Consider the following 26,982-nt stretch of genomic DNA (forward strand, 5'->3'; position numbering starts at 1 on the left):
AAATTATCATTTGGAAAACCAATGGTAGATAGTAGACCAGTTTAATCTCTCATACTCAGACATATAATGACAATGCTTTCTTTTTAATGAGAACGATAAAGGGCGATCGCAAAGATCGCCCTTTTGCATCAAAACACTCCCAACTAGGGGAGTCTTTTGCTCGTTTTACTCAAGGCATATGAGTTGAGCGCCTTAAACCTCGTAGGGTTGTTTACCACTAAATTTAAGGGTGGCTGGCTCAGGATTGCTGCCGATATTGCGGTCAACTTTACCGTTAAATTGCCGACCTTCGTTCACTTTTTCAGGGAACACACCATCTGCGGGATGAAGATACTGAATTTCACCATTGGGATAAACCCGGTAAATTTTATAATCGTTGATCTTAAATTTGGGCCGCAGTTGGCGATAGGCGAGGGCCAAGCATTGTTCTTTGCGAGCCAGATACAGAAGGTTTTCACCTTGTTGCATAGTGGCTGCACCACCGGTGGGCATCTCAAAGACTTGGGCTTTGGGCGATGTCCAAGTGATGGCGTATTTTTCTTCTACTGATGCTTTGGTGAGTAGTCCACCAGTACTTCCCCCAAATAGGGGAGCTTGTCCGGTCAGTGTCTCACTCATGGTTACAGCTCTCTCCTCTAAACCAAGATTTTTATGGCATCGTATCACTGAGATGGGGGTGGACTAGAGATTTTGTTAGGAACTGTTACAGTTGTTCATAATTCATGGGCAGTAAGTCCTATTTGTGTCGTCCAATAGTGGGTGACTGACGACGGGAACGGGAGGGGCGATCGCCTCTTGATGAGCCTCTTGATGGGCCTTTCGATGAGCCTTTATCTACGATAGGCAGGGTAAATCGGAATTGAGAGCCTTGGTTTTTCCCTCCAGATTCAGCCCAAATCTGTCCTCCCCAGTTGGTGACGATTTGACGGCAAATGGCTAAACCGAGACCTGTACCACCGGTACTGCGACGTAGGGCCCCTTCTTCTTGATAAAACCGATCGAAGACCGTTTCTAGGCGATTGGGTTCAATCCCGCGCCCACTGTCTTCAACGGTGACTAAAATCATCGGTTGGTTATTCTGCGGTCGTTTTTGGGGAGGAACTCGCTCTTGAAACGGCTTGGTCTGGGTACTACAGATGGCTTGGATGGTGACCTGTCCCGGAGATGGAGTAAATTTACAGGCGTTATCGAGCAGTTTCGATAAGACTTCAACTAACCATTCTCCATCGACGTGAACCAGGGGTAGAGTCCTGGGCAGATGGGTAATAATCTGGGGTAAGTCCTGATTGGGTTGATGAGAGCGAATACTGCTGATGGCCAGGTCAATACATTCTTCCAAAGGTAGGGGTTCGGGATTCCAGTCTACTGAGCCACTTTCAAGGCGAGAAAGGGTCAGGAAGTCTTGGATCAGCTCTCGTAGGCGTTCAGCATCATCTAGGGCGGTATTGAGCATCACCTGGCGCAAGTCCTGGGGCATATCTGGTTCACTGGCCAAACTTTCTAGACAAACTTGGATGGTCGAAAGTGGGGTGCGCAGTTCGTGACCCGTGATAGCGATCAAGTTACGGGTGGTGCGATCGAGGGCTTCGAGTTGTTGGTTGAGGTCTTCGAGGTTAGCATAGGCCTGGGCTTGGATGAGGGCGACCCCAATTTGGGAAGCGATCGCCTGAACCATTTCCAATTGACTCGATGCCCAAGTATAAGAACTCTCGCCACAGTGGTGAATTTCAATCATTCCGAGAAGTTCCTCTTTGTAGAGTACAGGAACCATTAACCAGGAATGGATTTTGGCGGGGGTGACTTGATCGGTTAGGGTCGGGTGATTGAGGGCATCTGGGTTTAAGTTACTCAGATAAGCGCGGTGATTTTGCTTAATGACATGGGAAAATAGGGGATGATCGGTTAGGGGCCAAGTTTTTCCTTTCAAGGAAGAGAGCTTACCGGAGTTCATGTATTCATATTCGATGATCACCTGTTTTTGAGACGCTTTACAGGGATATATCAGACAACGACAGCTCTCCATTGCTTGACCGAGTTCTTTGGCAGCAATCTGAAAAATTTCTTCTGGATTGAGGGAGCGACGAATGGCATCAGTAATGGAGTTGACTAAGCGTTCTTTTTTCTCTTGGTTGGCGATCGCGGTATAGGCCTTCACCAGTTTATATTGACCGGCTTGTAAATAGGTTACTAGACGCTCGGCGAAGGGAGCCGGATCGAGATGAGAGATCTGACAGGCAGGCGCTTGTGTGATCCGAGTTTGGGCTTGTTCCACTTTAGCCGCTAATTCCGGACGATACTCTAAAATTCGAGACAGTAAGGCCTGGGCTGCCTGTTCGCAAATTTGGCGATCAAATGTCCAAATGCCCTCAAAGCGTCGTGCTTGATCCATCGTCATCAAGGGAATTTCGGGCAATCCCATCCCTGATGGATCGCGTTCGCGACAAATTAAACACGTAGCATACTGCTGACCAATAATCACCAAATGCCATTCATGCTTGAGTTCGTCCTGGGAACTAAAGGCAATCGTTTCATACTCTTGGGAAGCATTCTTAAATTCCGTTTCTGGAGCAGCCAGAACATAAACCTGGTCAGTTTTTTGAGCAATGCGGCGATAGCGATGAGACTCTTGGCGATAAAACCGTTCTCGCTGGAAATTAGCAATGACTAAGGGCTGATCGGCCCCAGCCCCAGCCAAGACCTGGTCTTCCATAGCATGGGAAAGGGCGGTCAAAGACGGCTTAAAATAGATTTGCGATCGCAGTTGGGGTAACCTTTGTAAAAGGTCTGCCAACACGGAAGGATAATTACTCATTAACGCTGCTTGGCCCAGTCAGGACAACTCCACACTTAACTTTAAGTTACTTTAAGTTTAGTTCGTTTAAGTTTTTATTCTATCGAGTTCCTGGGCCCTTTGATACGGTTTATAGTCCAGGCAATCGATCGCCCGCTCAGAATTGGCATAGTGAGGATGTACGGTACATTTGAGCCGATGGTCATTCGTAAAAAATTGACAATGGGCACAGGGAATCTGATGCATTTGTTTGGCCTGAGCTAGAGTATCTCCCATGGCTCTACCTAATGTCCAGGCGATCGCTGCCATGAAAACCCAAGCACTGACGAAGCAAATCGGAACCCCCAAAGGCTGTATACTTTGAAGCAGTTGAAAGAAAAAGTCAATCATCGTGAGCATAAACGTATTCTCGATCCTTAAAAGTCTGGACAAGCAAGTTACAATCCGTTATAGCAGGAAGAGAGGCTCAATGAACTGGGGGATGACGATTCTAGATTGTGGCGATCGCCTCAGATATCTTAAAGCGTGAAATAAAATAACGAATTGTAAACCCTCTAAAATCTGAAATCTCCTATGAGAGGATAGTATTTGATGTCCAATCACTAACCGAACTACGATCGAAAAAGGATAGTTTTATGAGTCTCCGACTAGGTGATACAGTTCCTAATTTTACTCAAGCCTCTTCCGAAGGTGATATTGACTTCTATAGCTGGGCAGGAGATAGCTGGGTTGTACTCTTTTCCCATCCCGCAGACTATACTCCCGTTTGCACCACAGAACTGGGTATGGTTGCCAAACTCAAACCCGAGTTTGATCAACGCAATGTTAAAGTCATTGCTCTGAGTGTCGATGGTGTAGAATCCCATAACGGATGGATTGGGGACATTAACGAGACCCAGAAAACAACCGTCAATTATCCCATTTTGGCTGATGAAGACAAGAAAGTCTCCGATCTCTATGACATGATTCATCCAGAATCCTTGAATAACTTAACTGTTCGTACCGTTTTTATCATCGATCCCCAGAAGAAACTGCGCCTGAATATAACCTATCCAGCGAGTACCGGACGTAACTTTGATGAAATTCTACGGGTGATTGACTCCTTACAATTAACAGATAATTATCAAGTGGCTACCCCCGTCAATTGGCAAGATGGAGGCGATTGCGTGATTGTACCTTCTCTCAAAGATCCAGAAGTCTTGAAAGCAAAATTCCCTAAAGGATATGAAGAAGTTAAACCCTATTTACGCATGACTCCCCAGCCCAACAAATAGGTTATAGCGCTTCACGCTAGGATGAGGAAGTGGGGAAACGGGGACACGGAGACGCGGAGGGAGATTCTTGCCTAGTTCCCTATTCCCTATTCCCTAAAGATAAAGTTCGGTAACTAAACGGATGGATATCAAAGCAGGATTTATAGCCACAGTGGGCAATACGCCCCTCATTCGATTAAACAGCTTTTGCGAAGAGACCGGGTGTGAAATTCTCGGTAAAGCAGAATTCCTCAATCCAGGGGGTTCAGTAAAAGACCGAGCCGCCCTGTATATCATTGAAGATGCTGAAAAACAAGGACTCCTCAAACCTGGCGGCACAGTCGTTGAGGGAACTGCTGGCAACACAGGAATTGGTTTAGCCCATATTTGTAATGCTAAAGGATATCGCTGTAAAATTATCATCCCTGAAACCCAATCCCAGGAAAAAATAGAGGCCCTGCGAACCCTCGGTGCAGAGGTTCAAACTGTCCCTGCTGTACCCTATCGAGACCCAAATAACTATGTGAAATTATCGGGGAGAGTAGCGGCTGAACTCGATAATGCGATTTGGGCGAATCAATTTGAAAATTTAGCCAATCGTCAGGCCCATTATGAAACTACAGGGCCAGAAATTTGGCAACAGACTGACGGTAAAATTGATGGTTGGGTTACGGCTACGGGAACCGGGGGAACTTATGCAGGAGTGGCCCTATACCTAAAGGAGAAAAACCCCAATATTCAGGTGGTGGTTGCTGACCCCATGGGGAGTGGTTTGTATTCCTATGTGAAGACGGGAGAAATTAAGCCAGAAGGAAGTTCGGTAACGGAAGGAATTGGGAATTCTCGGATTACAAAAAACATGGAAGAAGTTCCGATTGATGATGCCATTCAAATTGACGATACTGAATGTATTCGCGTTCTCTATCAGCTATTACGCCGGGATGGTTTATTTATGGGTGGTTCTGTCGGTATTAATGTGGGAGCTGCGGTAGCTTTAGCGAAACAAATGGGACCCGGACATACGATTGTGACGGTCTTATGTGATGGGGGCGCTCGCTATCAGTCCAAGCTTTATAATCGAGAGTGGTTAGCCTCGAAGAATTTGCTACCGGATTAATATGACCCTTTGCGTGGTAATGGATAATAGGTAATTGCCACTCTAAACCTTGAGGAACCAAAAACCAATGAAAATGAAACGTAATCTTTTCATATTTGTGGGAATTATATTGATTTCCTTAGTTTTGGTGTTATTCAAGCCATACCATCAATTAAGGGATATTTATCTTAGTAAATACTACCCATTAAATACTCATTCTGGTTTCATACAGCAGGACATCGGTTTTTCTTACTCACTATTTGACTTAGGTGTAGCTGAGATTAATCAAGACAGGTTTTTAGATATATATTCTACAAATCACAATAGTCGCCAACTCTTCTTAATGAATCAACAAGGAGAAGATTTCAAAGATGGGATTACAGAGTTGGGTTTACCCCAAAACTATGAAGCGACATACTCACCCGTGCCCGATCCTCTGTTAAATAAGACAGAACCCGGATTATATATCTATTGGCATAATTATGAATTAATAGTTGCCTCCCAAGGTCTAACTAATTTAGAAAATATGAGAGGTCTGATTATTGTTCCTCTCTTAGCAACCTCTACAGAATCCGGTGAAATATCAACAAAAATAGACAAGAAACCTGCCCTATCAGCAGGAATTGATAAGGTACAAGTGGCAAAATTTAAGGTGAAAGGAGATGGGCGATTATCTATTAAGTTTCCAGCATTTTATCCGTTTTTTCAACCGCTATTTAAGTTGAACACTGGAGCTGATATAACTCATGTTTACATCGGTTCTCGTTTTGAATCTCCGACTTCCGTTGATTTTGCTCTACCTCCTATTTATGCTTTACCTTATATGGATCGACACGGTATGGCTTGGAATGATTATAACAATGACGGGAATATGGATGTAGCGATTGCCAGAGCAGGAATGCAAGGTAAGATATCAGAATTTGATCCGGATGCTAAAGATGAATTAATGCTGCAAACCAGTTCCGGTTTTGAAGATATTGGAGGGAATGTAGACCTGGATAAAGAGGGTTGTGCTTCACGACAAGTGGCTTGGGTTGATTTTGATCGAGATAATCTTTTAGACCTTTACATTATGTGTGGACGGCATTTGCCACCTAATTCTATATATCCGAATCAACTGTATCGCCAAACTGCTGAAGGTCGTTTTGTCAATGTTTCTGCTGAAAAAAATGTAAATATACCCGAAATGGGGTGGTTTGCTTGGTTAGATATAGATAACGATATGGACATGGATTTATTTTGGGCTGATGAAATAAGTTTTTGGCTCTACAGAAATGAATCAGGAACGTTTATTGCTGAAAAGTTAGGGGAAAATAAGCGTAAGAGCTTAGTGAATCAATTGACGATCGCTGATTATGATGGAGATGGAGACCTAGATTTATTCTCCGCTTCCAGAAAACAGAGTATATTATTTACCAATGTGCAGGGTAAATTGGAAAGGGTCGATCCAGAATTAATTGGACTACCCGATCGAGCATTTGCAGCGAACTGGGTTGATTACGATAATGATGGGTTGATAGACTTACATACTTTACGGTATGGAATGTACCGCCAACTGTCAAATCACACATTTGAAAAAATAAATTTATTAGAAGTTAGTGCACCAAACACATTCGGGGGGTATGCTTACTGTACTTGGTTCGATGCAGATAATGATGGCGATCGCGACTTACTCATGGGAAAATCTGAAGAAATGTCCTGGTGGGAAAAGCGGCAAAGAAAAGCACAAGATATTGCGGAGTTAACTAAATACAGTAAATCCAAAGTGTTACTGTATCGAAATCTGGGAAATAACAATCATTGGTTACAAATTGAATTGAAAGGTTCCCCCGGAAACTCGGTCGCGATCGGTGCTAAGGTCAAAGTCACTACGGCTAATGGTACACAATTGCAACAAGTCGGACAGTCGGAAGGAGCTTGGCGATCGCAAGGGCATTACCGCCTATACTTTGGTTTAGGAAAACAAGAGGCAATTCACTCAATTCAAGTTACATGGCCTGATGGTAAAGTTCAGGAAATCCTAAATCCCGACCTCGATCGATTATTGATTATTGAGCAAGCATAAACTTGGATCGATCGGATGGCTCCCCCATACTTTTTGAGAGACTAAAGAAACAATATAAAAAAAGAGGGTGAAATATGGATGAAACCGCACTAACCAAACAGGTGCGCGTGTGTCAGCATCAAAGTTGCCGTCATTTGGGAGCCGCTCAGGTGTTGGAGGCGTTTGAACTGCACCGGGTCGATAGGGTCGAGGTTGTAGCCGTTCACTGTTTGGGGCAATGTGGGAACGGGCCGATGGTTTTGGTTTTACCCGAAGAAGTTTGGTATTATCGGGTTTCTCCCCAGGAAGTGCCTGCGGTGGTTGAGCGGCATTTAAGGGGAGGAAACCCGGTCAAGAGAATGTTATATCCGAAGTTTCATCCCCCTAACAGTTAAATTAAACTAGGATTCATTGGGAAGGCGAACTTTGGTGATTAAGCCGACTCGATGCAAGAGGCTAATGACTCCCCAACTCGGATCGATTTCCCACCATTTTAAGCCGCAACGGGCAGAATAGGGAAAGGCATGATGGTTATTGTGCCAACCTTGTCCGTAGCTCAAGGGGACTAACCACCAAACATTGGTCGATTTATCATTGGTGTCATAGTTACGATAGCCGAAGGTGTGAGCCACACTGTTGACCCCCCAGGCACCATGCCAAAGGAGAACGACGCGGACGATGCTTCCCCACATGACCCAAGGTAAGCCTCCCAGGGCAAATAGGATGGCAGCGAGACCAAAGTGCAAAACTAGGAGATAGCGATCGCAGAATAGATAAAACGGATCGTCTTTAATATCTTTGGTCACTTTAGCAATTTTGTCATCTAAGTCTGGTTTGTGATAGAGAATCCAGATAAAATGGCTCCACCAGAATCCTTTATTGATATTGTGATAATCGCCCTCTTGGTCTGAATGGGCATGATGAATTCGATGGGTTCCAGCCCAATCAATAGGGCTAGATAAACCGCTAAACGTTCCACAGAACACAAAAAAATATTCAACCCATTTAGGACAAGTAAAGCTACGGTGACTGGCTAAACGATGCCATCCGATTTCCACTCCCGATCCGGTGATCATGTGCAAAACCAGAAAAACGCCAACCGCAGACCAACTAAAAAATGGCGGGAAAAAGGCTAAAACCACCCCGATATGCATAGCAATCATCACCCCTACGATAATCCAGTTTAATTTGGGGGAGGCTTCGGTTTCAGCAAGGGTTGCTTCAGAACTAATTTGTTCGATCATTAAACGTTACCTTGGATAAACTTGTTTAGCTGATGAATTAGGAGAGGGATTACCGGTTAAGTATCCGCTCTAAGTGAACTTTAATTACCCGTTTTGGGTAAAGGGTTGATAGCATTTATCTTCATCATATAAGTGACAAACGCTGGTAATTTTCCAGAGGGAAGAGAGGGAAAACTCATTGGTGGTCATATATTTTCCCCAGTTTTGTTCCAGACTGGCATGAGCCTGACGCAGATTGTACCAGGGAATGGCGGTGGAGATGTGATGGGGGATATGCACATTGATGTCATGGGCCATCCATTCAAACCATCTGGGATATTGACAATGGGCTGTTCCCATAAGTTGGGCTTCGGCTTCATTCCATTCTGATTTGGGTTTGAAGGCAATATCGGTTTTGGTGTGATGCAGGAGGGTGATGGTACTCATCCAGAAATGGAAGACGAGCCAAGGCATGAGCCAATAGTTGACCCATCCCCACAATCCGGTAGTGGCAATGAGTAAGGGGAATCCGATTGCCATTTGAGCGATGACAAAGAGGGCTGAAAATCGAACTTGTTCCCGTTCTTTACCGGCAAATGTCCACCATTGGAAGTGTAGGTTTGCCCAATGAACGGCGGAGGCTAACCACCAAAATTTACCCCGCAGGCCCCGATAAGCCCATTTTTCAATCGGATGAAAACTGTTGTATTCTTCACGAGAATAGGCTTTCCACGCATTATCTATTTCGAGACAGTTGGTATATTTATGATGGATGTTATGTTTAATCCGCCAACCATGAAAGGGATAAATGCAGGGAATGAAAACAAGATGGCCAATGAGGTTATTAATCCATTTGCGATTGGCAAAGGAGCGGTGTCCACAGTCGTGACCGATGACGAATAAGCCGGTGAAGGCGCTACCGGTAAAGAGCCAGAGCAGGGGTAAGCAATACCAGGGGGCGATCGCCGTGCCCCACCATCCTAAACCAACGAGGATCAGGTTAATGATTAACCCTGACCAGGCTTTGACGGGATCTTTACTAAATACTTCTCTGGGAAGGGTGTTGATAATATCTCTGAGGCGGATATTGGAGTCGAGGTGGATCTTTTCGTCTGTTTGCGGCCGTGCAGACGGATAAGCGATCGCTGTTTTCATTCAACGTTTTCCTGTTTGATTTGTTTCGGATCTAGGGCAATCTAAAAATATACGCCCATAGAGGAGTGGTCTTCAAGTCCTACGAAAAAATTACTGAGATTCGGAAAAGGTACGATAACCCTTATCTTCGTCATACAAGTGACAAACATCAGTTATTTCCCAAAGCAGGCGGAAAGAAAACCGTTTTCTGGTGATATATTTGCCCCAATTTTCTTCAAGGCTGGCATGGGCTTTGCGCAGGTTATACCAGGGAATAGCTGTAGTTAAATGATGGGGAACATGAACATTAATATCATGGCAAATCCATTCAAACCACCAAGGATATTTACAATCGGTGCTACCTACGAGCTGGGCAGTGACTTCATGCCATTTTCCGTCGGGTTCAAATTTGAGATCGGGCAAAGTGTGGTGCAGGAGGGTTACAGTACTGAGCCAAAAGTGGAAGACAAACCAAGGCACGCACCAGAGGGAAAACCAGCCCCACCATCCCGTAGTGGCAATGAGTAGAGGAAAGCCAATCGCCATTTGTGCAATCACCAATAGGGCAGAAAATTTGAATTGTTCCCGTTCTTTTCCTGGCTTGATTGTCCACCATTGAAAGTGGAGTTGGGCCCAATGGACAATGGAACCTAACCACCAGAATTTACCATGGAGGGAACGATACACAATTTTTTCAAAGGGGTTGAGGGATTGATACTGTTCCACGTAGAATGGATTCCAGGTATTATCGCGATCGATGTGGTTGGTGTATTTATGATGAATATTATGTTGAATCCGCCAGGGATGGAAGGGATAAATGCAGGGAGTGAGGGCAATATGACCAACCAGATTGTTTACCCATTTTTTATTGGCAAAGGAACGATGACCGCAGTCATGGGCAATGACAAATAAGCCGAAAAAGCCCGTTCCAGTGAAGAGCCAGAGCAGGGGAAGTAAGTACCAAGGGGCGATCGCGATTCCCCACCATCCTAAACTGACGAGAACGACATTGGAGATAAACCCAAACCAAGCTTTAAATTGGTTTTTGGCAAAAACATCTTTGGGTAAGGTTTTTAAGACATCTTTTAAGCGCAAATTCCGATCGAGCTGGGGTCGTCCCGCTGATATAAGCTCCGCCGAGGGATTGGCGATCGCTGTTTTCATGCTCAATGTTCCTCTATTAACAATTGCATCATTATACCCTCTACTTCCGCAATTTTCATGAATTTTAGAAAAGCAAATTTTGCTCTTCAATTCAGAAATTTGACATCCATAAAAAGGACATCTTTTCAACCGTACAAATACTTATTCTTTGTGCAAGAAAACCTTTAGTGCTCTTCCAAGGGCGTGCGAGGGCTATGGGCCTTGGCGGGGGTTCCCCAGCAAATATAAGATTCTGGTAATGAGCGAAACACACTACTACGGGCCCCAACCACGCTATTCGCTCCAATTTTAACCCCTGGAGACACAAAACAATCTGTGGCAATCCATACTCCATTTCCAATCTTAATGGGGTCAGTAACTAGGCGAAAACAGGGGTCTGTAATATCATGGGAACCCGTACAAAGATAGGTTTTCTGGGAAATGACACAATGTTGGCCAATTTCAATCTGGTCTAAGCTATAGAACACCACATCATCGCCAATCCAACTATAATCTCCAATGCTAACTTTCCAGGGATAGGTAAACCGGGCTGTGGGCCGAATGACCACTCCTCGGCCAATTTTTGCCCCGAACCAGCGCAACAACATGACCCGAATACTATGCCAATTATGTAGCGTTAAGGGAAACGTAATAGCCTGTATGAACCACCAAAGAATAATCACCCAGGTGGGACGACCGCGATCGAAATTGGATTGGTCATACTGGCACAAATCGACCCAGGACGGGGAATCGAGGCGATAGGATAGGGAGGATTCAGGATTTAACTCAGGAGTTGACATGGGTCGGGGAAGATTGAGTGCCAGAAGATTGCGCTTTCATGGGATTAATATGCCCTCCAAACTGGCGTAGTTCAAATAACTTTACGCCAATATTGTATTCATACTGACTCAGAAGTTTGGCATAGATATATCCTGCTTGCCCATCTAAAAATCCCAGTTGGAGAATATAGTGTAAGATAAAGCGAATTGTCGGTTTAAAAGGTAAGCGCACCCATATTTTTTTTAGCCACCGTTTGCGCTGTACGGCATCTCCAAATAAGTTAGAACCAATGGTATTCCCTTCGTCCATACCTTCGATGAGATTGTAATAGACTCTAGCTTCCCAATTTGAATAGCGGTTATGACGAGCTAACCAAGCGTAAATATCCCGGAAATCTTCATGGAGCATATCTTCTTTGAGATAACCGACATTCCCCGCCAGGATTACATGTTCATGAACTTCATTATCACCGGCATTTCTAACATCTTCCACGTTCAAATTTTCGTAGCGACCTTTTTGATGTTTGAATAGCCGTAAATTCCAGTCTGGATATCGTCCCCCATGGCGAATCCAAGCCCCTAGGAAAATGACTCGGCGATTGAGATAATAGCCATTCATGTTGGGGTCTTGAATGGCTTGTTTAATTTCTTTCCATAATGGGGGAGTAATCCGTTCATCACAATCAACAATCAAAATCCATTCATTACGAAAGGGGAGGTTGTCTAATGACCAGTTTTTCTTTTTTGGCCATGACCCATTAAACTTAAATTGAACAACTGTTGCCCCTAAGTTTTCGGCAATTTCTGCGGTGCGATCGCCACTTTGGGAATCAACTACGAAGATTTCATCTGCCGGGTGCAAACTATCAAGGCAAGCGGCAATGTTATCTTCTTCATCTTTTGCTGGAATAATAATCGATACCGGGACTTTAGAAGCTTCAGAGGTCATAAGGGCACGGGAGGTATGAGACAACGTTTAGGATATCAGATCAATCTCAAACTTTGGATTGTGACATCTGCAATTTTTCTCCTTTAGTTATAACAGGTCTGGTATAACGGTGAAGATGAATAGGGCACAGATAGATTTACTTCAATGGAGGATTGCGAGACCACAAGCCTTCGATCGCCGTAGTCAGATAGCCGATTTGACCATAAGCATAGACTAGATTATCAAAGCGCAGAGCTGGATCGCTGATATATTTCACTGATTTATAAAGTCCCCGAATGATGCGCTCTCCCCCCAGTGAAAATTGATGAAGTCCTCCTCGGTTGGAGAGTTGTTCGCGGTAGCATTCACTCACCCCTTGCCACCATCCTCGGCGCAGAAACCAAGAGCGGTTGACTCGCTCTGGAGCAACATTGTGAGCAACTAAGGCTTCAGGGATATAGCTGACTTGCCATCCTGATTTTAGGGCCAATTCGGTCATCACCAATTCTTCGTTGGAGAGCAATTTTTTTCCTACCCGTCCTAAATTGGGGTCAAATCCACCAATTTCTTCTAGGAAACTGCGTCGGAGGGAGTAGTTTAAGCCTCTGGGGGTATTGCCCGGTTGGGTAATTAAGACCGGACTATCGCCTAAATCATAGGCTCCTAGATTACCGGCTAGACCCTCTGAAAGCCAAGGGGGAGGGGTAATATCAGTCGGCCAAATGAGGGTGACTTTACCGCCAGCGATCGCCAGTTTATCGTTTTCTGCATAGGCTCTGGAGAGGACTGTTAACCAGGACGGGGTAGCGATCGCATCATCATCTAAATAGGCTAAAATTTCTCCACTGGCGTTTTTTGCCCCTGTATTGCGAGCGACAGATAAACCAGTCACTGGTTCATAGACCGATTTTAGACGGGGATGGGGTTGTAAGGATTTGATAACTTCTTGGGTGCGATCGCTCGACGCATTATCAACAACAATGACCTCAAAGTCAGGATGATCTTGATTGAGCAAGCTTTCTATTGCGCCACCAAGATATTGATCTCGGTTATGGGTACAGATAATAGCTGAGATTTGGATGCTCATTGGGGAATAGGAGAGTGGGGACGTGAGGAAACGAAGACGTGGGGATAGATGACTTTAGGACTTTTTGGGATCGTATAGATTAGATTCCATCTCTGTTTTACCCAATTTTCCAATTTTGTCCAATCCCCCTATCTCTCCATCCCCCCATCCCCCAATTGGCGATGCAAACTCTTTAAGGATTGGGCTAACTGAGATAGACGCTCTTCTAGCATATGCTTTTGGTTCAGAAACTGTCGCAATTGTTGATAGCGGTGAATCGCTAAACTCATGGATGCCACTTCTTCTGATGGACAGGGACGACTCCAAACTTCTCCATTTTCATTGAGTCTACAGAGTCGATAGGATGTGCGAGAACTTGCGCTAGAATTCCCATGGGTTGAATTAGGGGTAGATTCAAGCCATCCCTCAATAATTGGCCCCTGATGATAAAGGGCTGTAATTTGATCGTGGATCTGGTCTAACCGATCTTGCCATTGGCAGGCGATCGCCTCAATATCATGAAGTACATCAATGGCTAAATTGGGAGAATATTGATTTTGATAACGGCTTAAGCGCGTCGGTTTATACTTGGGAAAAGGGGGCAGTTCAGTGGGCCGATGAACCTCGGCTGTGCCTAATCTTCTCTTATTCGTTGGTTCAAGAGGATTGGAATTGGGTGGATTAATGTCCATAGCGCTTTGCGCGGCAGAAGGGTAATAGGGAATAGGAAATGGGGAATCTCTGCGTCGGGAGCGTCTCCCGATCTTTTTCTACTGGTTTAGCGCGATTCTAAATGACTCAGCCGCTTTTGCAACTCCTTCAAAGACTGGTATAAATCCGGTAGACGTTTGTAAATGGCCGATGCTTTGAGATAAATGGGATGATTCACCGCAGGGTTTCCAGAAACTACGGAGCCAGGAGCAATGTTTCCATGGACTCCGGCTTTCGCGGAGGCAATCACGTTATCACCAATGACCGTATTGTTGGCAATTCCCACTTGTCCCGCGAGAAGGACTTTATTCCCTATTTTTGTGCCACCTGCCATACCGGTTTGACCGGCGATCGCACAATTCGAGCCAATCTGAGAACCATGTCCAATCTGCACTAGGTTGTCAATTTTAGTATCGCTACCAATGCGGGTTTCTCCAACGGCTGGACGGTCAATGGCGCTATTACATCCTACTTCCACTCTGTCTTCTAAGACGGTTCGTCCAGATTGTTCCATCTTAAACCAGCCTTTAGGGGTAGGAACAAAGCCAAATCCTTCCGAGCCGATCGCTGCACCACTATGAATAACACAATTTTGACCAATCAAAGTCCGTTCATGGATGGTACAGTTGGCATGAAGAACGGTGCGATCGCCGATTTCGGCTTGGGGATAAATGACTACATTGCCATGAATACAAACTCCATCGCCAATTTTGACCCCAGATTCAATGACCACATGGGGGCCAATATAAACTCCTTGTCCCAACTGTACATCCTCGGCGATCGTGGCGGTGGGGTGAATCTGCGGTTGAGGATGAAATGGTTGATAAAAGAGGGTAATGACTTGGGCAAATAAGAGGCGCGGCTCCCGGGTAGCGATCCAGGCAATTCCGCGCTCTGTGGCAGATTCGATTAAATCAGGGGGGATAATTAAGGCGATCGCCTCAGTGGTGTTAATCTGATTGATAAACTTCCTACCCTCAATGAAACTCAGACTTTGTGGAGTCGCTTGATCTACAGGTGCAACTCCCGTAATCTCTGGATCGAGATCGGGTAGGGAATTTTCTGAGGCCACCTTACCCAATTTTTCAATAATCTCGCTGAGTTTCATAGATCTAAGCACCAAGTTTTGAGGGTTGAGAACTGCATCTTTGCAAAGTTTACAGTAGTTTTCACCACAAAATGCAAAACTGGGTTTTAACCTTTCCTTCCTATAAAATGTGAAAATTGATCGTTTTTATTATTCTAAGGGCACTTTTTCAACGACATGTCCACTACTACATCGAGATGAGCTAGGGAACCCTCTGTCTATCTCAACGCGCTAAAGAGGATTAGCCTGATAGAATAGTGCCATTCGTGCGATTGCAGCTAAGGGCTATCCACCAAACAGTGAATCAACGCATCGTTTTCAAAATGGGTTCTGGGGATTTTGATCGAGGGTTTCCAGTAACGCTACAACTGGGTGAGGAAGGACGAACCCCACAGCTTGAGTTGACCCGGTTTTTAGATGCAGCTCCCGATTTACCGCCCCTTTATCAGCAGTGGGTGTCAGCTTATCATCAGTTGGGAGGTTTGGATACTCGGATTCGGATTCCGACTATGCCAATTACCCATTTGGGGGTTCCAGAAGCGCACCACAACTGTCGAGAAGCCGCGGAGAAGTTGCGATCGCACTTTAACCACTGGTTACGTCAACCCAATATTCTCGATTTACGCGAAGCCATTCTCGAAACCCTAAATCGCCAAACCCCAGTACGCATTATTATCCAAACTCAAGATTGGGTTCTCCAGAGACTCCCTTGGACAGTTTGGGACTTTTGGCAGCGCTATCCTCAAGCCGAAATTGCCCTCAGTTTACTCGATTATCAAGGCGTTAAACCCGAACTGACGCTACAGGGAACGGCGAATATTTTAGCCGTATTTGGGGAAGATCGGGGCTTAAATTTAGCCTCGGATCGACACAGTTTAGATCGCCTCTCTAATGCTCAGATTACTTATCTAGAGCGTCCCAGTTTTTCCCAACTATCGCGAAGCCTATGGTCTCAACCTTGGGATATTTTCTTTTTTGCCGGCCATAGTTCCAGTCAATCTGGCGGTCAGTTTCAACTCAATCCCCAGGAACGTTTAAATTTAGACCAGTTGAAATATGCCTTAAATCGCAGTATCGATCGCGGATTGAAATTAGCCATTTTCAATTCCTGCGATGGATTGGGATTAGCTCAACAGTTAGCCGCTCTCAATTTGCCACAAATGATTGTCATGCGCGAGCAAGTCCCCGATCGCGTCGCCCACGAGTTTTTACAGCATTTCTTGTATCAGTTCTCCCAGGAAACCCAGTTATACGAGTCCGTGAGATTGGCACGGGAAAAATTACAGGGTTTAGAGGATCGATTCCCTTGTGCTACCTGGTTACCCGTCATTTTCCAGAATCCCGCGTACTTACCTTTGGTATGGAAAAAAACCGAGGTTGAGTTAACGCCTCAATCGAGTTTAAGTCGCTTAGAACTTCGCAATCGTCAAATTTTACTCAATAAGGTGAATCTATATTGGGTGAAAGGGGTTTTGGAGGCTTCGCTCCATGGACGGGTGTTACTGGAGTTGGGGATTGAAGAGCGCTATGATGCGATCGCCCATCCTTGGGGCTTAGTTTGGGAGAGCAGCGAGCAAATGCAACCGGTTCGAGTGACTCACCGTTCGGCAATAGAAAAATTCGAGGCTTTAGGAATGGGGAGATCGCTCCTCATCTTAGGCGAACCCGGTTCTGGAAAAACCACCACCCTTTTAGAATTAGCACGGGAATTCATTCATCGAGCCAATCAAGATCACCATCTCCCCATCCCAGTTGTCTTTAACTTATCCTCTTGGTTAGGCGAACAACAATCCATTTTAGATTGGTTAATTCAGGAACTCTATACCAAGTATCAAATCCCGAAAGAACTCAGCCAAAATTGGATCGACGACTCTGCACTCCTCCTGTTACTCGATGGCTTAGATGAAGTCGCTGTCAACAAGCGCCAAGCTTGCGTCACTGCCTTAAATGAATTTATGCAAAACCATGGCACTCTAGAAGTTGTCATTTGTAGTCGCCACCAAGATTACGATCAACTCTCACAAAAATTGCGCGTTTTAGCGGCTATTTATCTCCAACCTCTAACCCAGGATCGCATTGAACAATATTTACAATTTTGTGGCTCGGACTTATCCGGATTACGGCAAGCCATGCAAAGCGATATCATTTTACAAGATTTAGCCCAATCTCCCCTAATGCTGAATATCATGGCTTTAGCCTATCAAGGCATGAGTTATGATGATTTCCCTAAGCAGACAAAAGAACAATATCATACTCATTTATTTGATGCTTACATTGAACGCATGTTTAGCCGAAAAATCGGTGAACATTTTTATTCTAAGGCTCAAACCAAGAACGGGTTGATCCAACTCGCCCAATGGATGGTCAAAGAATCACAAACGGTGTTTTTAATCGAACGAATGCAACCGAGTTGCTTAAAGACAAAATCTGAAAAATTGAGATATTGTGCTTTAATTGCCCTCATTGGTGGTATCTTCAGCGCTTTAGGAATTGGGTGTAGTGTTGGACATATTGCTGGTAGTCATATCGGATTACTCTCTGGAGCAATTTTAGGCATTGCTGGAGGACTAGCGGGAGGGATTATTTTAATGTGGGTGTTACCTCGGATTGAACCCGTAGAAAAAATGAAGTGGTCTTGGCACAAAATGAGGATCAATCTGATTCCAGGATTGCGAGTCGGATTGATTGCGGGTGGATTTTATGCCTTAAGTGTTGCCTTAATCTTTAATGTCATTTATGGCTTAAACATGGCAGTTAAGGAGCTATTGATTTTTTGGCTATCTGGATTAAATTTAGGCGTGATGTTTATTTTACTCAGAGGTTTAACTGGAGGAGACATCAATACCCACACTGTACCCAATCAAGGCATCTGGTTAAGCGCTCGAAACGCCTCCTTATTTGCAATCCTAGGCATCTGTACCTTAATCGTCCTAGCGAAAATTGTAGGACATCCAACCTTGTTTGGCGCGATCGCCGGTTTATTAATTGGTCTATTTTCCCCTAGCAGCATCGCCTGTCTACAACACTTTACCCTGCGAGTTGTTCTCTATGGTTCTGGAAAAGTTCCTTGGAATTATGCCCGCTTTCTCGATTATGCTACCAGTCTCATTTTCTTACAAAAAGTGGGTGGAGGCTATATTTTTATCCATCGTCTGTTGTTGGAACACTTTGCCCAACTTTCTCTAGAATAAAAGTTTTGTATATTGTAGGGGCGAAAAATTTTTCGCCCCTACTGTCCTTGTAAACCAATCATAAAGGAAAGGAAGGGCAAAACTGGGTTTTCCCTATTCCCTATTCCCTATTCCCTAGCACTATAACATATCTTCTTCTTCCTTATTCTGAACCCCGCGCATAATTCGAGAAAGTTCACTTTTTTCATTCACAGAAATTCGACTCGGTGAACCACTAATAATTCCTTCATAGTTCCGGAAAGAATCCTTGATTTCTGCACCATGTTCTGTAATCGCATATTCTCGAATGCCTTTATCATGCCACGATCCGCGCATCTTAAAGACATTGATCGCTCGCGACATTTCCCCACGAATTTCTACATATTGTAGCATTAAAATCGTATCCGTAATCGTCGAAATATGAGATTCAGTAATCGAATGAGACCCCATAAACTGATCCGTCGTATTAGTAAAGAAACCGGTAATTTCCTCCTGTTTTGCATATCCCGTTACCCCAATCACAAATTGACGGAAAGCATTATTACTCACCCCTCGTGCTAAGGCAGACAGGGAATCAATGGCAATTCGAGATGGTTTGAATTCTGTAATTTTAGATTTAATCAATTGCAAATGATCTTCTAATCCCGCTGACTCTGGATACGCACACAGAATTTTCAGCAGTCCTTGATTTTCCAATTCTTCAAAATCAATTCCCCAAGAGTTCGCATTCCGGAAAAGCTGGGCCCTCGATTCTTCATAGGCAAATAAAATGGCTCGTTCTGAATTCTTACAGGCATTTTCTAGAAACTTACTAACCAATAGGGTTTTACCGGTTCCTGTTGCTCCAGTGGCTAAAATAATCGAATCTTTGAAAAATCCGCCACCACACATTTCATCTAAAGTGCTAACTCCGGAAGAAACTCTAGCATTAGAAGAGCGTTGAGTAAGTCGCATCGCACCGAGCGGAAAGATATTAATTCCATTATCGGTAATGGTAAAAGGATATTCTCCTTTCATGTGCGTTGTTCCTCGAAGTTTGAGGATTTCTACGGTTCGTCGTCGTCGTTCTCCTTCTAAGGCGTTGCGAACAATAACTACATTATCGGAGACAAACTCTTCTACCCCAAAACGAGCAACTGGCCCATATTCTTCTTCCCGTTCTGTCGTCATGACGGTGGTGACACCGAGTTGTTTGAGTCTGGCAACTAGGCGAAAAATTTCTCGGCGCACCACAGAAGCGGCATCATATTGTTGAAATACAGCAGTTACGGAGTCAATGGAGACGCGCTTGGCTTTGTATTTACGAATGGCATATTGAAGCCGTTCTATTAGGGCAGAAAGGTCAAAGTTGCCGACAATATCTTGACCTTCTGGGTCAGGAGATGCATCTAATATAAATAATTTGCCATCATCTATGAGTTGCTGTAAGTCCCAACCAAAACTGGCGGAGTTTTGAATAATATCTGTAGGAGATTCTTCAAAGGTGACAAAAATACCGGGTTCATTAAAATAGGTAATGCCATTGTAGAGAAATTGAATGGTCAGCATGGTTTTACCTGTCCCTGATGTCCCACTGACTAGGGTGCTGCGACCTTGGGGTAGTCCACCATGACTGATGTCATCAAAACCTTCAATTAGGGTTCTAATTTTGGTGATTCCAGTAAGTTTTTTATGGGGAGTCTTTTCTGGTTCGCTAATTTGATCAAATGTACTCATAGGTGATATAGCTCTAAATTAGAATAATAAAAGAGATGATGAAAAAAGATGGTCTTGGTCATTCCTGTTTTATCCTAGATTTATCCTAGACTTTCATCATCGCGCAGTTCATCATATAATAAATCGAGTCCAATCAACACTTTTTCGCGATCTGAGAGATCTCCAATGATTTTACGGACAGGAGGGGGGAGTATTTTGGCAAGGGTGGGCGTGGCGAGAATTTTATCTTCTTCAGCAAGTTGTGGGTTTTTTAGAACATCAATCACTTTGAGGGCATAAACTCCTTGGAATTCTTGTTCGAGAATGTCGTTAAGTGTTTTTAGAGCGCGTACTGAGTTGGGGGTATTTCCAGCAACGTAGAGTTTGAGAATGTAGGTTTTTTTTAGGGGACTCATGGTTGTTCTGTGTCAAAGGGTTCTAGATAGTGTTGTCATTCAGGACTATGAATTCACAAGAGTTAGGATTCACGAGGAATTGAGCGGCGATACATTTCACACAAATGGGCAATAGTATCAATTAGGGTTAAACGATAGTCAAGTAAAATCTCTTCACTCCGTCCTTCTAGCTGTAATTGTTTGGAAAATTCTTCCATTAGTTCCATGTGAATTTCAACAATTTGAGACACAGAAATATCGGCAAAAAAAGCGATGTTTACAAACTCGTCAATTTTGGAGTTGGTTCCTTCATCATCGGAGAAATAAGTCAGTATTATATCCTCATAGTCTTTTTTTAAGCAATCGAGTAAATCTTGTTGTTTTTCATAAGATAAACGACGGAAAAAGTTTTTGGGGTCTCGTTTGTAATACACGCCGAGATATCCTAGTCGTTCTTTAAGTTTCTCCGCTAAACGTCGTTGCTGACGTTTTAGGGAGTTTTGAATGGCGATCGCATCGATCGCATTTCCGGGTTGTGCGCTGGTCGATTTTTGGGTGGTTGATAGTTCCAGAAATTTGGCGATCGCCCGATTAATGACCGAGGGAACTTCTTGCAGTTGCTCGGCCGTGACTTCTAAAACTGCATCATGGTATAATCGCCTTATCCCTGTTAGATTAGGACGGTCTAAATTATCCGTTTCTTCTTCATTCTTTGAGTGAAGTTCTAGAGGTGGGCTTTGTGCCATAGATTCCCCGATCGCCACTAGAGGTAAATAGGTTTTTTGTTGCCGCAGTTTACCTAAGAGTTCCGATATCTCCGGGGTCTGTTCTACCACCAAACAGTCAATTTGCTGTCTGTGCTGATCGACATATTCGATTAACTCACCTTCAGAAAATAAGCGAGTGTGAGCATGGCGAGTGTCTTCTAGGCATTGCTCTAAGGCATCGCCAAGGGACGCGGATCGGACAAAGGTACAGATAGACAGTTGAGAGGGCACGCCAAGGTGTTAAAAGAAACTACAGGTATCGGCTTCGCCTATAGAAAAAAGCGTTGCGTCAATAATCGAGTAAATTTATTTTTTTACAAGTCTTTATATCAATGTAAACATTCTAGACTTAATTGTAAATAAATTGTTATGTTTCTGGGAAGTTTTCCGGTCTGCTTAGGGCTACCTCCCTGAAATTCTGGTTAATGATCCAGAATTAGGTGAGCGATCGCTTACTGATTTCAGGCTTAAGCCACCAGGTGTTGCTGACATTGTGGTTACCTAACGTTCATGAACCCTCCTTTGCTCCAAGCTTTTACTTCTCCAGTGGTCGTCTGTCCACAAACCACTCTGCTCGAAAGGGCCTTAATAGAATGGAGTTTAACGGATCGAGAGCTGCTTGTGGTTATCGATCCGGCCCAATTCCCGATCGCCTGTATCCAGTTTTCCCGGTGGTTACCGTATTGGCTGCATCAAGACTCCCAAGGGGTTCATACTCCTTCATTACTCAAAATCAACCCTCAATTATACCAAATTGGAGAACCGATATTAGAAGCGATCGCCTGTTTTGCCAGCGACCTAGAGATCGGCGCACTTCAAGAGCAACTCCAACAGTTTAATCCGGCGATCGCCTGCCATTATGCTCTCATCAATCAGGAACGGGAATTTGTGGGATTGCTCGATAACCAGCGCTTGCTTCAATATTCCTTAGATCAGAAAGCGGCTCATGGACTAGAGCGAAGAGAAGCAGGAGGACGGGAGATCTTCCTGAGCGATCGCACCTTGGATACTCACCCCTTCTCCCAAACCCTTCCCTCACCCCTGTTTTCCTCCTCCCATACAGACAATCTCTCCCAGCTCTCTCCAGAGTCTCCAGCCGACTGGCAACTTCAAACTCTCTTGACTCGCGTTACTCAATTGGTCAAGGAAAATCATGCCAAAGACCAGATCTTAGCCTATATCAGCCATGCTCTAAAAACACCAATTACCTCAATTTTAGGTTTATCCAACCTATTATCCCATCCCCATCACTCCCTCAGTGAACCTCGACAACAGCAGTACTTAAATTTGATTCATCAAGGAGCCAAACAACTGAGGATGATGACTGATGATGTAGTCACTTGGACACAGCTCGAACTGGGAGAAGTCGTGTTAAAGAAATCGCCAGTTAAGCTCTCCCAATTATGCGATCGCATCTTAGCCAGCTTTCAAGAATTGGTGCAAGATCGGGTCGAACCACCCTACCTGAATCTCACCCCAGATCCCGATCTTACCGATGTAATGGCTGATGAATTTTGGGTGCGGCAAATGCTCAACCGACTATTATCGTATAACGTATGGGCGATCGGCGATGGGTCGCATTATCGCTCTCCCCAACCTCTCTCCATGGCTCTCGAACTTGAGATCCAAGCTCAAGGAGGATTTTGGATTAGCTTTCGTTTAACCAATCCTCACTTAACAACCCCGATTGTTGGTATTCCCTTGTTTGGTTTCTCCTGATTCTGAACTAGCGGTTTCTACTCTGTTACAAGTGATTAAAATAGCTGCAAGTCAGGGATAGGGGGCGCTCCCTGAGCCAAGCTATATGGATTGTTTCATCTAAAATAGGGCTTTGTTTGTAGTAATATCAAATCTATTTATTTACGCTACAGAGATCTGTAGGGGCGGGTTATACCCAAATCTTGTAGACTAACAACTATTGCAAGTAAACCCACCCTCCTCCACCATGTCTCTACTTGTAGCAACCATTTAAGGATTTGATATAAGCACGAAGAGTGCTTAAAAGCCTAGCTGGAGAGGGTTAAAACCCTCACTAGAAACAAAATCTAATGCACCAAATTAGGTGAAACAGTCCACTACAAAGAATCAGGATCGATATTTAACTGTCGCAGTTTCTCCCGTAGCTGTTGTAAGTCCGATTCGGCACTTTCAGCTCGCTCTGTGGCGCGATCGCGCTCTAATTCAGCACTGTTAGCTCTGTCCCGCTCTAGTTCTTTTTCCTGACGTTGGCGATCGCGCTCTTGCACGACATCCTCATAAGTCCCGAACGCTTCCCCACTCGGCGTGAATAACTGCAATGTTTGCTCGCTGCTACTAAAACTCACCTGTAATAGCGGACTTTTCCAACCTTCCATTTGAGGAATTTCTGTTAATATTCCCCCACTTCTCAACCATCCTTGCAGTTGATTCTTTTTCGGATTGTAGACATAATATTCTTCCACGCCATAATAGTCGTAGAACTCAAACTTATCGTCCATTTCGCCTTTACTATTACTCGGCGAGATGATCTCAAATGCCACTTGAGGCACAATATTTCCTTCTTCCCATTGTTTATAGGAGCCTCTATCTTTTTTCTCCACTCCCAAAACCACCATGATATCCGGTGCTTGGCTAAACGGTAAATTTTCTTCTGCTACTGTTAACGTTCCCGCTTTTTTGGGATACCACAACAAATCACCCGCCACAAACACATTTTCTCGCTCTTGAAACAGAGCCGACAATCCTCCGACAATGGTGGTAATTAAACGAAATTGAATCGTATTATCCGCCATCGGTTTTCCATCACTTTCTGGGTAGAGTCGAGCGGCAACTTGCGATTGAGAAAGTAATTCTTGTACCATCATTTCGACCTGAATACCGATCGTGTTTGCACTCCTATTTTGAGGATACCATACAGCTTTGCTGTAGTGGAGGAATGGGGAGATAGGGGGATCGAAAGGTAGCGCATAAAGGGCGAAAACTTCTGTCAGCCTCTACTTAAGACTCAAATGTCTCTTTTACTCCAGAACCCGTGGCTTCTTGAATCAAGGCTTCGGCGCGATCGCCATCTTGATAGAGTAATTCTAAAAACTCCCAGGGTTCCATCCCGACTAACCGGGCGTAAAATCCAACTTCACCCATAATTCTGGCTTCTGACTGGCGCAAATACATACTGAGGCAGTGATGGGCCTGGTTTTCGGGTTGGCGTTGGGTACGGAAAAAGGCTAAAGCATTGAGTAACCGGTCTTCATAGGGCGCGAGGGGTCTAATGTTCAGGTTTTGGGGAGTGCGTTGAGTCATAGGGTTACAGCCGTAATGGATAATGGGAACACCCTGTAGGGGCGATCGTAGAGCTGGTTAACGGGGAAAAAAAATAAGCAAATAAGGCTCAAGCCCTCTCAGTGACTGCCTCCGACGCTCGGAACGAAAATGCGTTGTTTCAGCGATTGGCTGAGGTGCGTCGGTTTTATAGCGCTATGGGCGGGTAAGGGGAGTCTATACTATAAATTTACAATATTTAAACTGAGTCTCCTATACCCGCCAACTTGATAGTCCATGAGTTTTAAGGAAGAATTTGAACTACTACTGCGATCGCGCTATCCCATCATCTACATTCCCACTGCCGAAGAAGAACGGGTGGAAAGGGCGATCGCCGAATCGGCCAAAAACCTCGGCAGTCGGGGAGTCTATACCTGGGATTTCGTCGATGGTTATCAGGGCAATCCCAATGATAACGGGTTTGGTCGTCGCAACCCCCTCCAAGCCTTAGAATTCGTCCAGAAAGTTCCCCCCACAGCCGCCGGGATTTTTGTTCTCCGGGATTTTCAGCGCTTTTTGGAGGATATTTCCATCTCGCGGAAACTGAGAAATTTAGCCCGCAGCCTCAAATCGGAAGCCAAAAACTTGGTGATTCTAGCTCCAGAAATTGCCATCCCCACCGACTTAACCGAAGTGATTACCGTCTTAGAATTTCCCTTACCCCAGAGTGGAGATATTCGAGAAGAAGTCAGGCGGTTACTGATGGGATTAGGACAAGTCATTGAGCAAGAAGTCCTGGAAGAAATTGTCCGCTGTTGTCAAGGTCTTTCCCTAGAGCGCATTCGTCGAGTATTGGGAAAAGCGATCGCCACCCATGGGGAATTGCGCCCGGAAGATGTAGACCTGATTTTAGAAGAAAAGCGGCAAACCATTCGCCAAACCCAAATCCTCGACTTTTATCCCGCTCAAGAACAAATTTCCGACATTGGTGGTTTAGAAAACCTCAAAGACTGGCTCTTGCGGCGCGGTGGCGGGTTTTCCGAGCAAGCTAGAGCCTACGGACTGCCCCATCCCCGTGGTTTACTGTTAGTGGGCATTCAAGGAACGGGGAAATCTCTGACGGCAAAAGCGATCGCCCACCATTGGCATCTTCCCCTCCTGCGCCTCGATGTGGGACGACTATTTGCCGGACTCGTGGGAGAATCGGAATCGAGAACCCGGCAAATGATTCAACTGGCTGAAGCTCTCGCTCCTTGCATTTTATGGATTGACGAAATTGACAAAGCCTTTAGCGGCATGGGATCGCGGGGAGATGCAGGTACAACGAATCGGGTATTCGGAACCTTTGTCACTTGGCTAGCAGAAAAAACCTCACCGGTTTTTGTCGTTGCCACCGCTAATAATATCCAAAGTTTACCCCCAGAACTATTACGCAAAGGGCGATTTGATGAAATCTTTTTTGTGGGACTCCCCACCCAAGAAGAACGACAAGCCATTTTTGAAGTTCATCTTTCTCGGTTGCGTCCCCAAAGTCTGAGAAATTATGAGTTCAAACGTCTTGCCTATGAAACCCCGGATTTTTCCGGGGCAGAAATTGAACAAATGATTGTAGAAGCCATGCACATTGGCTTTAGTCAAAACCGGGATTTTACCACCGATGATATCCTAGAGGCAGCCAGTCAAATTGTTCCCTTAGCTCGCACGGCTCAAGAACAAATTGAATTGTTACAATCTTGGGCAGCATCCGGTAAAGCGAGACTTGCCTCTCGTTCAAGTGGTTTAAAACCGCCCTTGTAGTCGTTATTATTTTCCAGATTTATTCTTATGGTTGGTAGATTAGTTTCCGGATTTTTTCAAGTATTTTTGGGGATCGCGTTGGCGATCGCCCTGATGTTAGTCGGTGGATTAGCCGCTGCCCGTTATTTTATGGCCAGAATGACCATTGACCCTCCCAAACCGGAGTTTCCAGAGGCACAAGAGGCTAAACCGGCTTCTGCTTCCCTGTCTACTCCTGCTGAAGTCCAAAAGCCAAAAGAACCGGAACTTCCAGAAGGAGCCTACAAAGCGAGAGTCACTTGGCCCGATGGTCTGATCTTGCGGAATGCCCCCAGTTATGAGTCGGGGTCTATTGGTGGAGTCGGTTATAATGAAACGTTGTATGTGATTGGAGAAAGTGAAGATAAGATTTGGCAAAAAGTTCGGGTTGCTTCTCGAGATGCCTGGGTGAAAGGGGGAAATGTAGAGAAAGTGGAATAGAAGGGAATGGGGAATGGGGAATAGGGAATAGGGAATAGGGAATGGAGATGCAATTCTCTCTTCTATGAAGTACAGCTTGAAGCCTCAGACCCTAAGTAATACAAGCTATTGCCTGTTGCCTATTGCCTAGTGCGAAGCGCAAATTAAATGTTAAGAAATATCTCTAAACCTCAAGCTTGATTGCAATTTAGGGGCAATTATGCACTG

24 protein-coding genes are annotated in these 26,982 nt (G+C 44.7%); 8 read left to right on the forward strand and 16 right to left on the reverse strand.

The window, feature by feature from the left end:
* Positions 1-192: 192 nt before the first annotated feature.
* From psaD to PN466_RS17495, 3 genes are all read right to left on the reverse strand, one after another.
* Positions 193-618, reverse strand: a complete 426-nt coding sequence (gene psaD, locus PN466_RS17485) for a photosystem I reaction center subunit II PsaD (RefSeq protein WP_271941628.1) — start codon at positions 616-618, stop codon at positions 193-195.
* A gap of 118 nt (positions 619-736) precedes the next feature.
* Positions 737-2,812 carry a DICT sensory domain-containing protein gene (locus PN466_RS17490; protein WP_271941631.1) on the reverse strand — a complete coding sequence of 692 codons (2,076 nt, stop codon included), beginning with the start codon at positions 2,810-2,812 and terminating at the stop codon, positions 737-739.
* 66 nt (positions 2,813-2,878) lie between these two features.
* Positions 2,879-3,181 (reverse strand): hypothetical protein, encoded by a 303-nt coding sequence (locus PN466_RS17495; protein WP_271941841.1) that lies wholly within the window; start codon positions 3,179-3,181, stop codon positions 2,879-2,881.
* Between the two features lie 245 nt (positions 3,182-3,426).
* Here PN466_RS17495 and PN466_RS17500 point away from each other — a divergent pair, with 245 nt between their 5' ends.
* The 4 genes from PN466_RS17500 (at position 3,427) to PN466_RS17515 (ending at position 7,579) form a co-directional block, all read left to right on the forward strand.
* The gene (locus tag PN466_RS17500) at positions 3,427-4,065 is read left to right on the forward strand and encodes a peroxiredoxin (protein WP_271941634.1); all 639 of its coding nucleotides are present in this window, start codon (positions 3,427-3,429) and stop codon (positions 4,063-4,065) included.
* A gap of 121 nt (positions 4,066-4,186) precedes the next feature.
* A complete protein-coding gene (locus PN466_RS17505) occupies positions 4,187-5,161 on the forward strand; it encodes a cysteine synthase A (protein ID WP_271941637.1) in 975 nt (324 codons plus the stop codon).
* A 322-nt stretch (positions 5,162-5,483) separates the two neighbouring features.
* Positions 5,484-7,205, forward strand: a complete 1,722-nt coding sequence (locus PN466_RS17510) for a CRTAC1 family protein (protein WP_271941640.1) — start codon at positions 5,484-5,486, stop codon at positions 7,203-7,205.
* Positions 7,206-7,279: 74 nt separating this feature from the next.
* Complete coding sequence (locus PN466_RS17515; protein WP_271941643.1) at positions 7,280-7,579, forward strand: (2Fe-2S) ferredoxin domain-containing protein; 300 nt, start codon at positions 7,280-7,282, stop codon at positions 7,577-7,579.
* Positions 7,580-7,585: 6 nt separating this feature from the next.
* On the opposite strand, the gene PN466_RS17520 is transcribed toward PN466_RS17515, so the two are convergent.
* The 8 genes from PN466_RS17520 to lpxD all read right to left on the reverse strand — a co-directional run bounded on the left by PN466_RS17520 (position 7,586) and on the right by lpxD (position 15,276).
* On the reverse strand, positions 7,586-8,428 hold the full coding sequence (locus tag PN466_RS17520) for an acyl-CoA desaturase (RefSeq protein ID WP_271941646.1): 843 nt from the start codon (positions 8,426-8,428) through the stop codon (positions 7,586-7,588).
* 84 nt (positions 8,429-8,512) lie between these two features.
* A complete protein-coding gene (locus tag PN466_RS17525; protein WP_271941649.1) occupies positions 8,513-9,562 on the reverse strand; it encodes a fatty acid desaturase in 1,050 nt (349 codons plus the stop codon).
* Positions 9,563-9,652: 90 nt separating this feature from the next.
* Positions 9,653-10,705 carry a fatty acid desaturase gene (locus tag PN466_RS17530; protein WP_271941842.1) on the reverse strand — a complete coding sequence of 351 codons (1,053 nt, stop codon included), beginning with the start codon at positions 10,703-10,705 and terminating at the stop codon, positions 9,653-9,655.
* A 164-nt stretch (positions 10,706-10,869) separates the two neighbouring features.
* Positions 10,870-11,484 carry a hormogonium polysaccharide biosynthesis acetyltransferase HpsU gene (hpsU, locus tag PN466_RS17535; RefSeq protein ID WP_271941652.1) on the reverse strand — a complete coding sequence of 205 codons (615 nt, stop codon included), beginning with the start codon at positions 11,482-11,484 and terminating at the stop codon, positions 10,870-10,872.
* The gene (locus PN466_RS17540; protein WP_271941655.1) at positions 11,471-12,412 is read right to left on the reverse strand and encodes a glycosyltransferase family 2 protein; all 942 of its coding nucleotides are present in this window, start codon (positions 12,410-12,412) and stop codon (positions 11,471-11,473) included. Before PN466_RS17540 ends, hpsU begins: the two co-directional genes overlap by 14 nt.
* 136 nt (positions 12,413-12,548) lie before the next feature.
* The gene (locus tag PN466_RS17545) at positions 12,549-13,478 is read right to left on the reverse strand and encodes a glycosyltransferase (RefSeq protein WP_271941657.1); all 930 of its coding nucleotides are present in this window, start codon (positions 13,476-13,478) and stop codon (positions 12,549-12,551) included.
* Positions 13,479-13,606: 128 nt separating this feature from the next.
* The gene (locus PN466_RS17550) at positions 13,607-14,149 is read right to left on the reverse strand and encodes a hypothetical protein (RefSeq protein WP_271941660.1); all 543 of its coding nucleotides are present in this window, start codon (positions 14,147-14,149) and stop codon (positions 13,607-13,609) included.
* Positions 14,150-14,235: 86 nt separating this feature from the next.
* Positions 14,236-15,276, reverse strand: a complete 1,041-nt coding sequence (gene lpxD, locus PN466_RS17555; protein WP_271941662.1) for a UDP-3-O-(3-hydroxymyristoyl)glucosamine N-acyltransferase — start codon at positions 15,274-15,276, stop codon at positions 14,236-14,238.
* Positions 15,277-15,554: 278 nt separating this feature from the next.
* On the opposite strand from lpxD, the gene PN466_RS17560 reads away from it, so the two are divergent.
* Positions 15,555-18,446, forward strand: coding sequence for a CHAT domain-containing protein (locus PN466_RS17560; RefSeq protein ID WP_271941665.1), 2,892 nt, complete (start codon positions 15,555-15,557; stop codon positions 18,444-18,446).
* Between the two features lie 120 nt (positions 18,447-18,566).
* Here PN466_RS17560 and kaiC read toward each other — a convergent pair whose 3' ends face one another.
* The 3 genes from kaiC to PN466_RS17575 form a co-directional block, all read right to left on the reverse strand.
* A complete protein-coding gene (gene kaiC / locus PN466_RS17565) occupies positions 18,567-20,141 on the reverse strand; it encodes a circadian clock protein KaiC (protein WP_271941668.1) in 1,575 nt (524 codons plus the stop codon).
* A gap of 80 nt (positions 20,142-20,221) precedes the next feature.
* Positions 20,222-20,536, reverse strand: a complete 315-nt coding sequence (gene kaiB, locus PN466_RS17570; protein ID WP_271941671.1) for a circadian clock protein KaiB — start codon at positions 20,534-20,536, stop codon at positions 20,222-20,224.
* Between the two features lie 62 nt (positions 20,537-20,598).
* Entirely contained in the window at positions 20,599-21,513 is a 915-nt protein-coding gene (locus PN466_RS17575) for a circadian clock protein KaiA (protein WP_271941674.1), read from the reverse strand.
* A 279-nt stretch (positions 21,514-21,792) separates the two neighbouring features.
* On the opposite strand from PN466_RS17575, the gene PN466_RS17580 reads away from it, so the two are divergent.
* Positions 21,793-23,001 carry a sensor histidine kinase gene (locus PN466_RS17580; protein WP_271941677.1) on the forward strand — a complete coding sequence of 403 codons (1,209 nt, stop codon included), beginning with the start codon at positions 21,793-21,795 and terminating at the stop codon, positions 22,999-23,001.
* 356 nt (positions 23,002-23,357) lie between these two features.
* Here PN466_RS17580 and PN466_RS17585 read toward each other — a convergent pair whose 3' ends face one another.
* Together PN466_RS17585 and PN466_RS17590 are read right to left on the reverse strand one after the other, a co-directional pair.
* On the reverse strand, positions 23,358-24,125 hold the full coding sequence (locus PN466_RS17585) for a Uma2 family endonuclease (RefSeq protein ID WP_313898638.1): 768 nt from the start codon (positions 24,123-24,125) through the stop codon (positions 23,358-23,360).
* Between the two features lie 133 nt (positions 24,126-24,258).
* The gene (locus PN466_RS17590) at positions 24,259-24,561 is read right to left on the reverse strand and encodes a hypothetical protein (protein WP_271941679.1); all 303 of its coding nucleotides are present in this window, start codon (positions 24,559-24,561) and stop codon (positions 24,259-24,261) included.
* Between the two features lie 255 nt (positions 24,562-24,816).
* Here PN466_RS17590 and PN466_RS17595 point away from each other — a divergent pair, with 255 nt between their 5' ends.
* Entirely contained in the window at positions 24,817-26,316 is a 1,500-nt protein-coding gene (locus PN466_RS17595) for an AAA family ATPase (RefSeq protein ID WP_271941682.1), read from the forward strand.
* A 27-nt stretch (positions 26,317-26,343) separates the two neighbouring features.
* Positions 26,344-26,775 (forward strand): SH3 domain-containing protein, encoded by a 432-nt coding sequence (locus PN466_RS17600; RefSeq protein ID WP_271941685.1) that lies wholly within the window; start codon positions 26,344-26,346, stop codon positions 26,773-26,775.
* Positions 26,776-26,982 lie beyond the last annotated feature (207 nt).

This window comes from Roseofilum reptotaenium CS-1145 (assembly GCF_028330985.1).
GTDB classification, from domain to species: Bacteria; Cyanobacteriota; Cyanobacteriia; order Cyanobacteriales; family Desertifilaceae; genus Roseofilum; species Roseofilum reptotaenium.

Bases quoted from the DNA above. Each gene is read 5' to 3' on its own strand.
- PN466_RS17540 (WP_271941655.1), bottom strand. From the start codon at position 12,412: ATGACCTCTGAAGCTTCTAAAGTCCCGGTATCGATTATTATTCCAGCA.
- PN466_RS17590 (WP_271941679.1), bottom strand. From the start codon at position 24,561: ATGACTCAACGCACTCCCCAAAACCTGAACATTAGACCCCTCGCGCCC.
- PN466_RS17490 (WP_271941631.1), bottom strand. From the start codon at position 2,812: ATGAGTAATTATCCTTCCGTGTTGGCAGACCTTTTACAAAGGTTACCC.
- PN466_RS17545 (WP_271941657.1), bottom strand. From the start codon at position 13,478: ATGAGCATCCAAATCTCAGCTATTATCTGTACCCATAACCGAGATCAA.
- kaiC (WP_271941668.1), bottom strand. From the start codon at position 20,141: ATGAGTACATTTGATCAAATTAGCGAACCAGAAAAGACTCCCCATAAA.
- PN466_RS17600 (WP_271941685.1), top strand. From the start codon at position 26,344: ATGGTTGGTAGATTAGTTTCCGGATTTTTTCAAGTATTTTTGGGGATC.
- PN466_RS17510 (WP_271941640.1), top strand. From the start codon at position 5,484: ATGAATCAACAAGGAGAAGATTTCAAAGATGGGATTACAGAGTTGGGT.
- PN466_RS17585 (WP_313898638.1), bottom strand. From the start codon at position 24,125: ATGATGGTACAAGAATTACTTTCTCAATCGCAAGTTGCCGCTCGACTC.
- PN466_RS17495 (WP_271941841.1), bottom strand. From the start codon at position 3,181: ATGATTGACTTTTTCTTTCAACTGCTTCAAAGTATACAGCCTTTGGGG.
- PN466_RS17520 (WP_271941646.1), bottom strand. From the start codon at position 8,428: ATGATCGAACAAATTAGTTCTGAAGCAACCCTTGCTGAAACCGAAGCC.
- PN466_RS17500 (WP_271941634.1), top strand. From the start codon at position 3,427: ATGAGTCTCCGACTAGGTGATACAGTTCCTAATTTTACTCAAGCCTCT.
- PN466_RS17525 (WP_271941649.1), bottom strand. From the start codon at position 9,562: ATGAAAACAGCGATCGCTTATCCGTCTGCACGGCCGCAAACAGACGAA.
- PN466_RS17595 (WP_271941682.1), top strand. From the start codon at position 24,817: ATGAGTTTTAAGGAAGAATTTGAACTACTACTGCGATCGCGCTATCCC.
- PN466_RS17505 (WP_271941637.1), top strand. From the start codon at position 4,187: ATGGATATCAAAGCAGGATTTATAGCCACAGTGGGCAATACGCCCCTC.
- psaD (WP_271941628.1), bottom strand. From the start codon at position 618: ATGAGTGAGACACTGACCGGACAAGCTCCCCTATTTGGGGGAAGTACT.
- hpsU (WP_271941652.1), bottom strand. From the start codon at position 11,484: ATGTCAACTCCTGAGTTAAATCCTGAATCCTCCCTATCCTATCGCCTC.
- PN466_RS17580 (WP_271941677.1), top strand. From the start codon at position 21,793: ATGAACCCTCCTTTGCTCCAAGCTTTTACTTCTCCAGTGGTCGTCTGT.
- PN466_RS17530 (WP_271941842.1), bottom strand. From the start codon at position 10,705: ATGAAAACAGCGATCGCCAATCCCTCGGCGGAGCTTATATCAGCGGGA.
- kaiB (WP_271941671.1), bottom strand. From the start codon at position 20,536: ATGAGTCCCCTAAAAAAAACCTACATTCTCAAACTCTACGTTGCTGGA.
- lpxD (WP_271941662.1), bottom strand. From the start codon at position 15,276: ATGAAACTCAGCGAGATTATTGAAAAATTGGGTAAGGTGGCCTCAGAA.
- PN466_RS17550 (WP_271941660.1), bottom strand. From the start codon at position 14,149: ATGGACATTAATCCACCCAATTCCAATCCTCTTGAACCAACGAATAAG.
- PN466_RS17515 (WP_271941643.1), top strand. From the start codon at position 7,280: ATGGATGAAACCGCACTAACCAAACAGGTGCGCGTGTGTCAGCATCAA.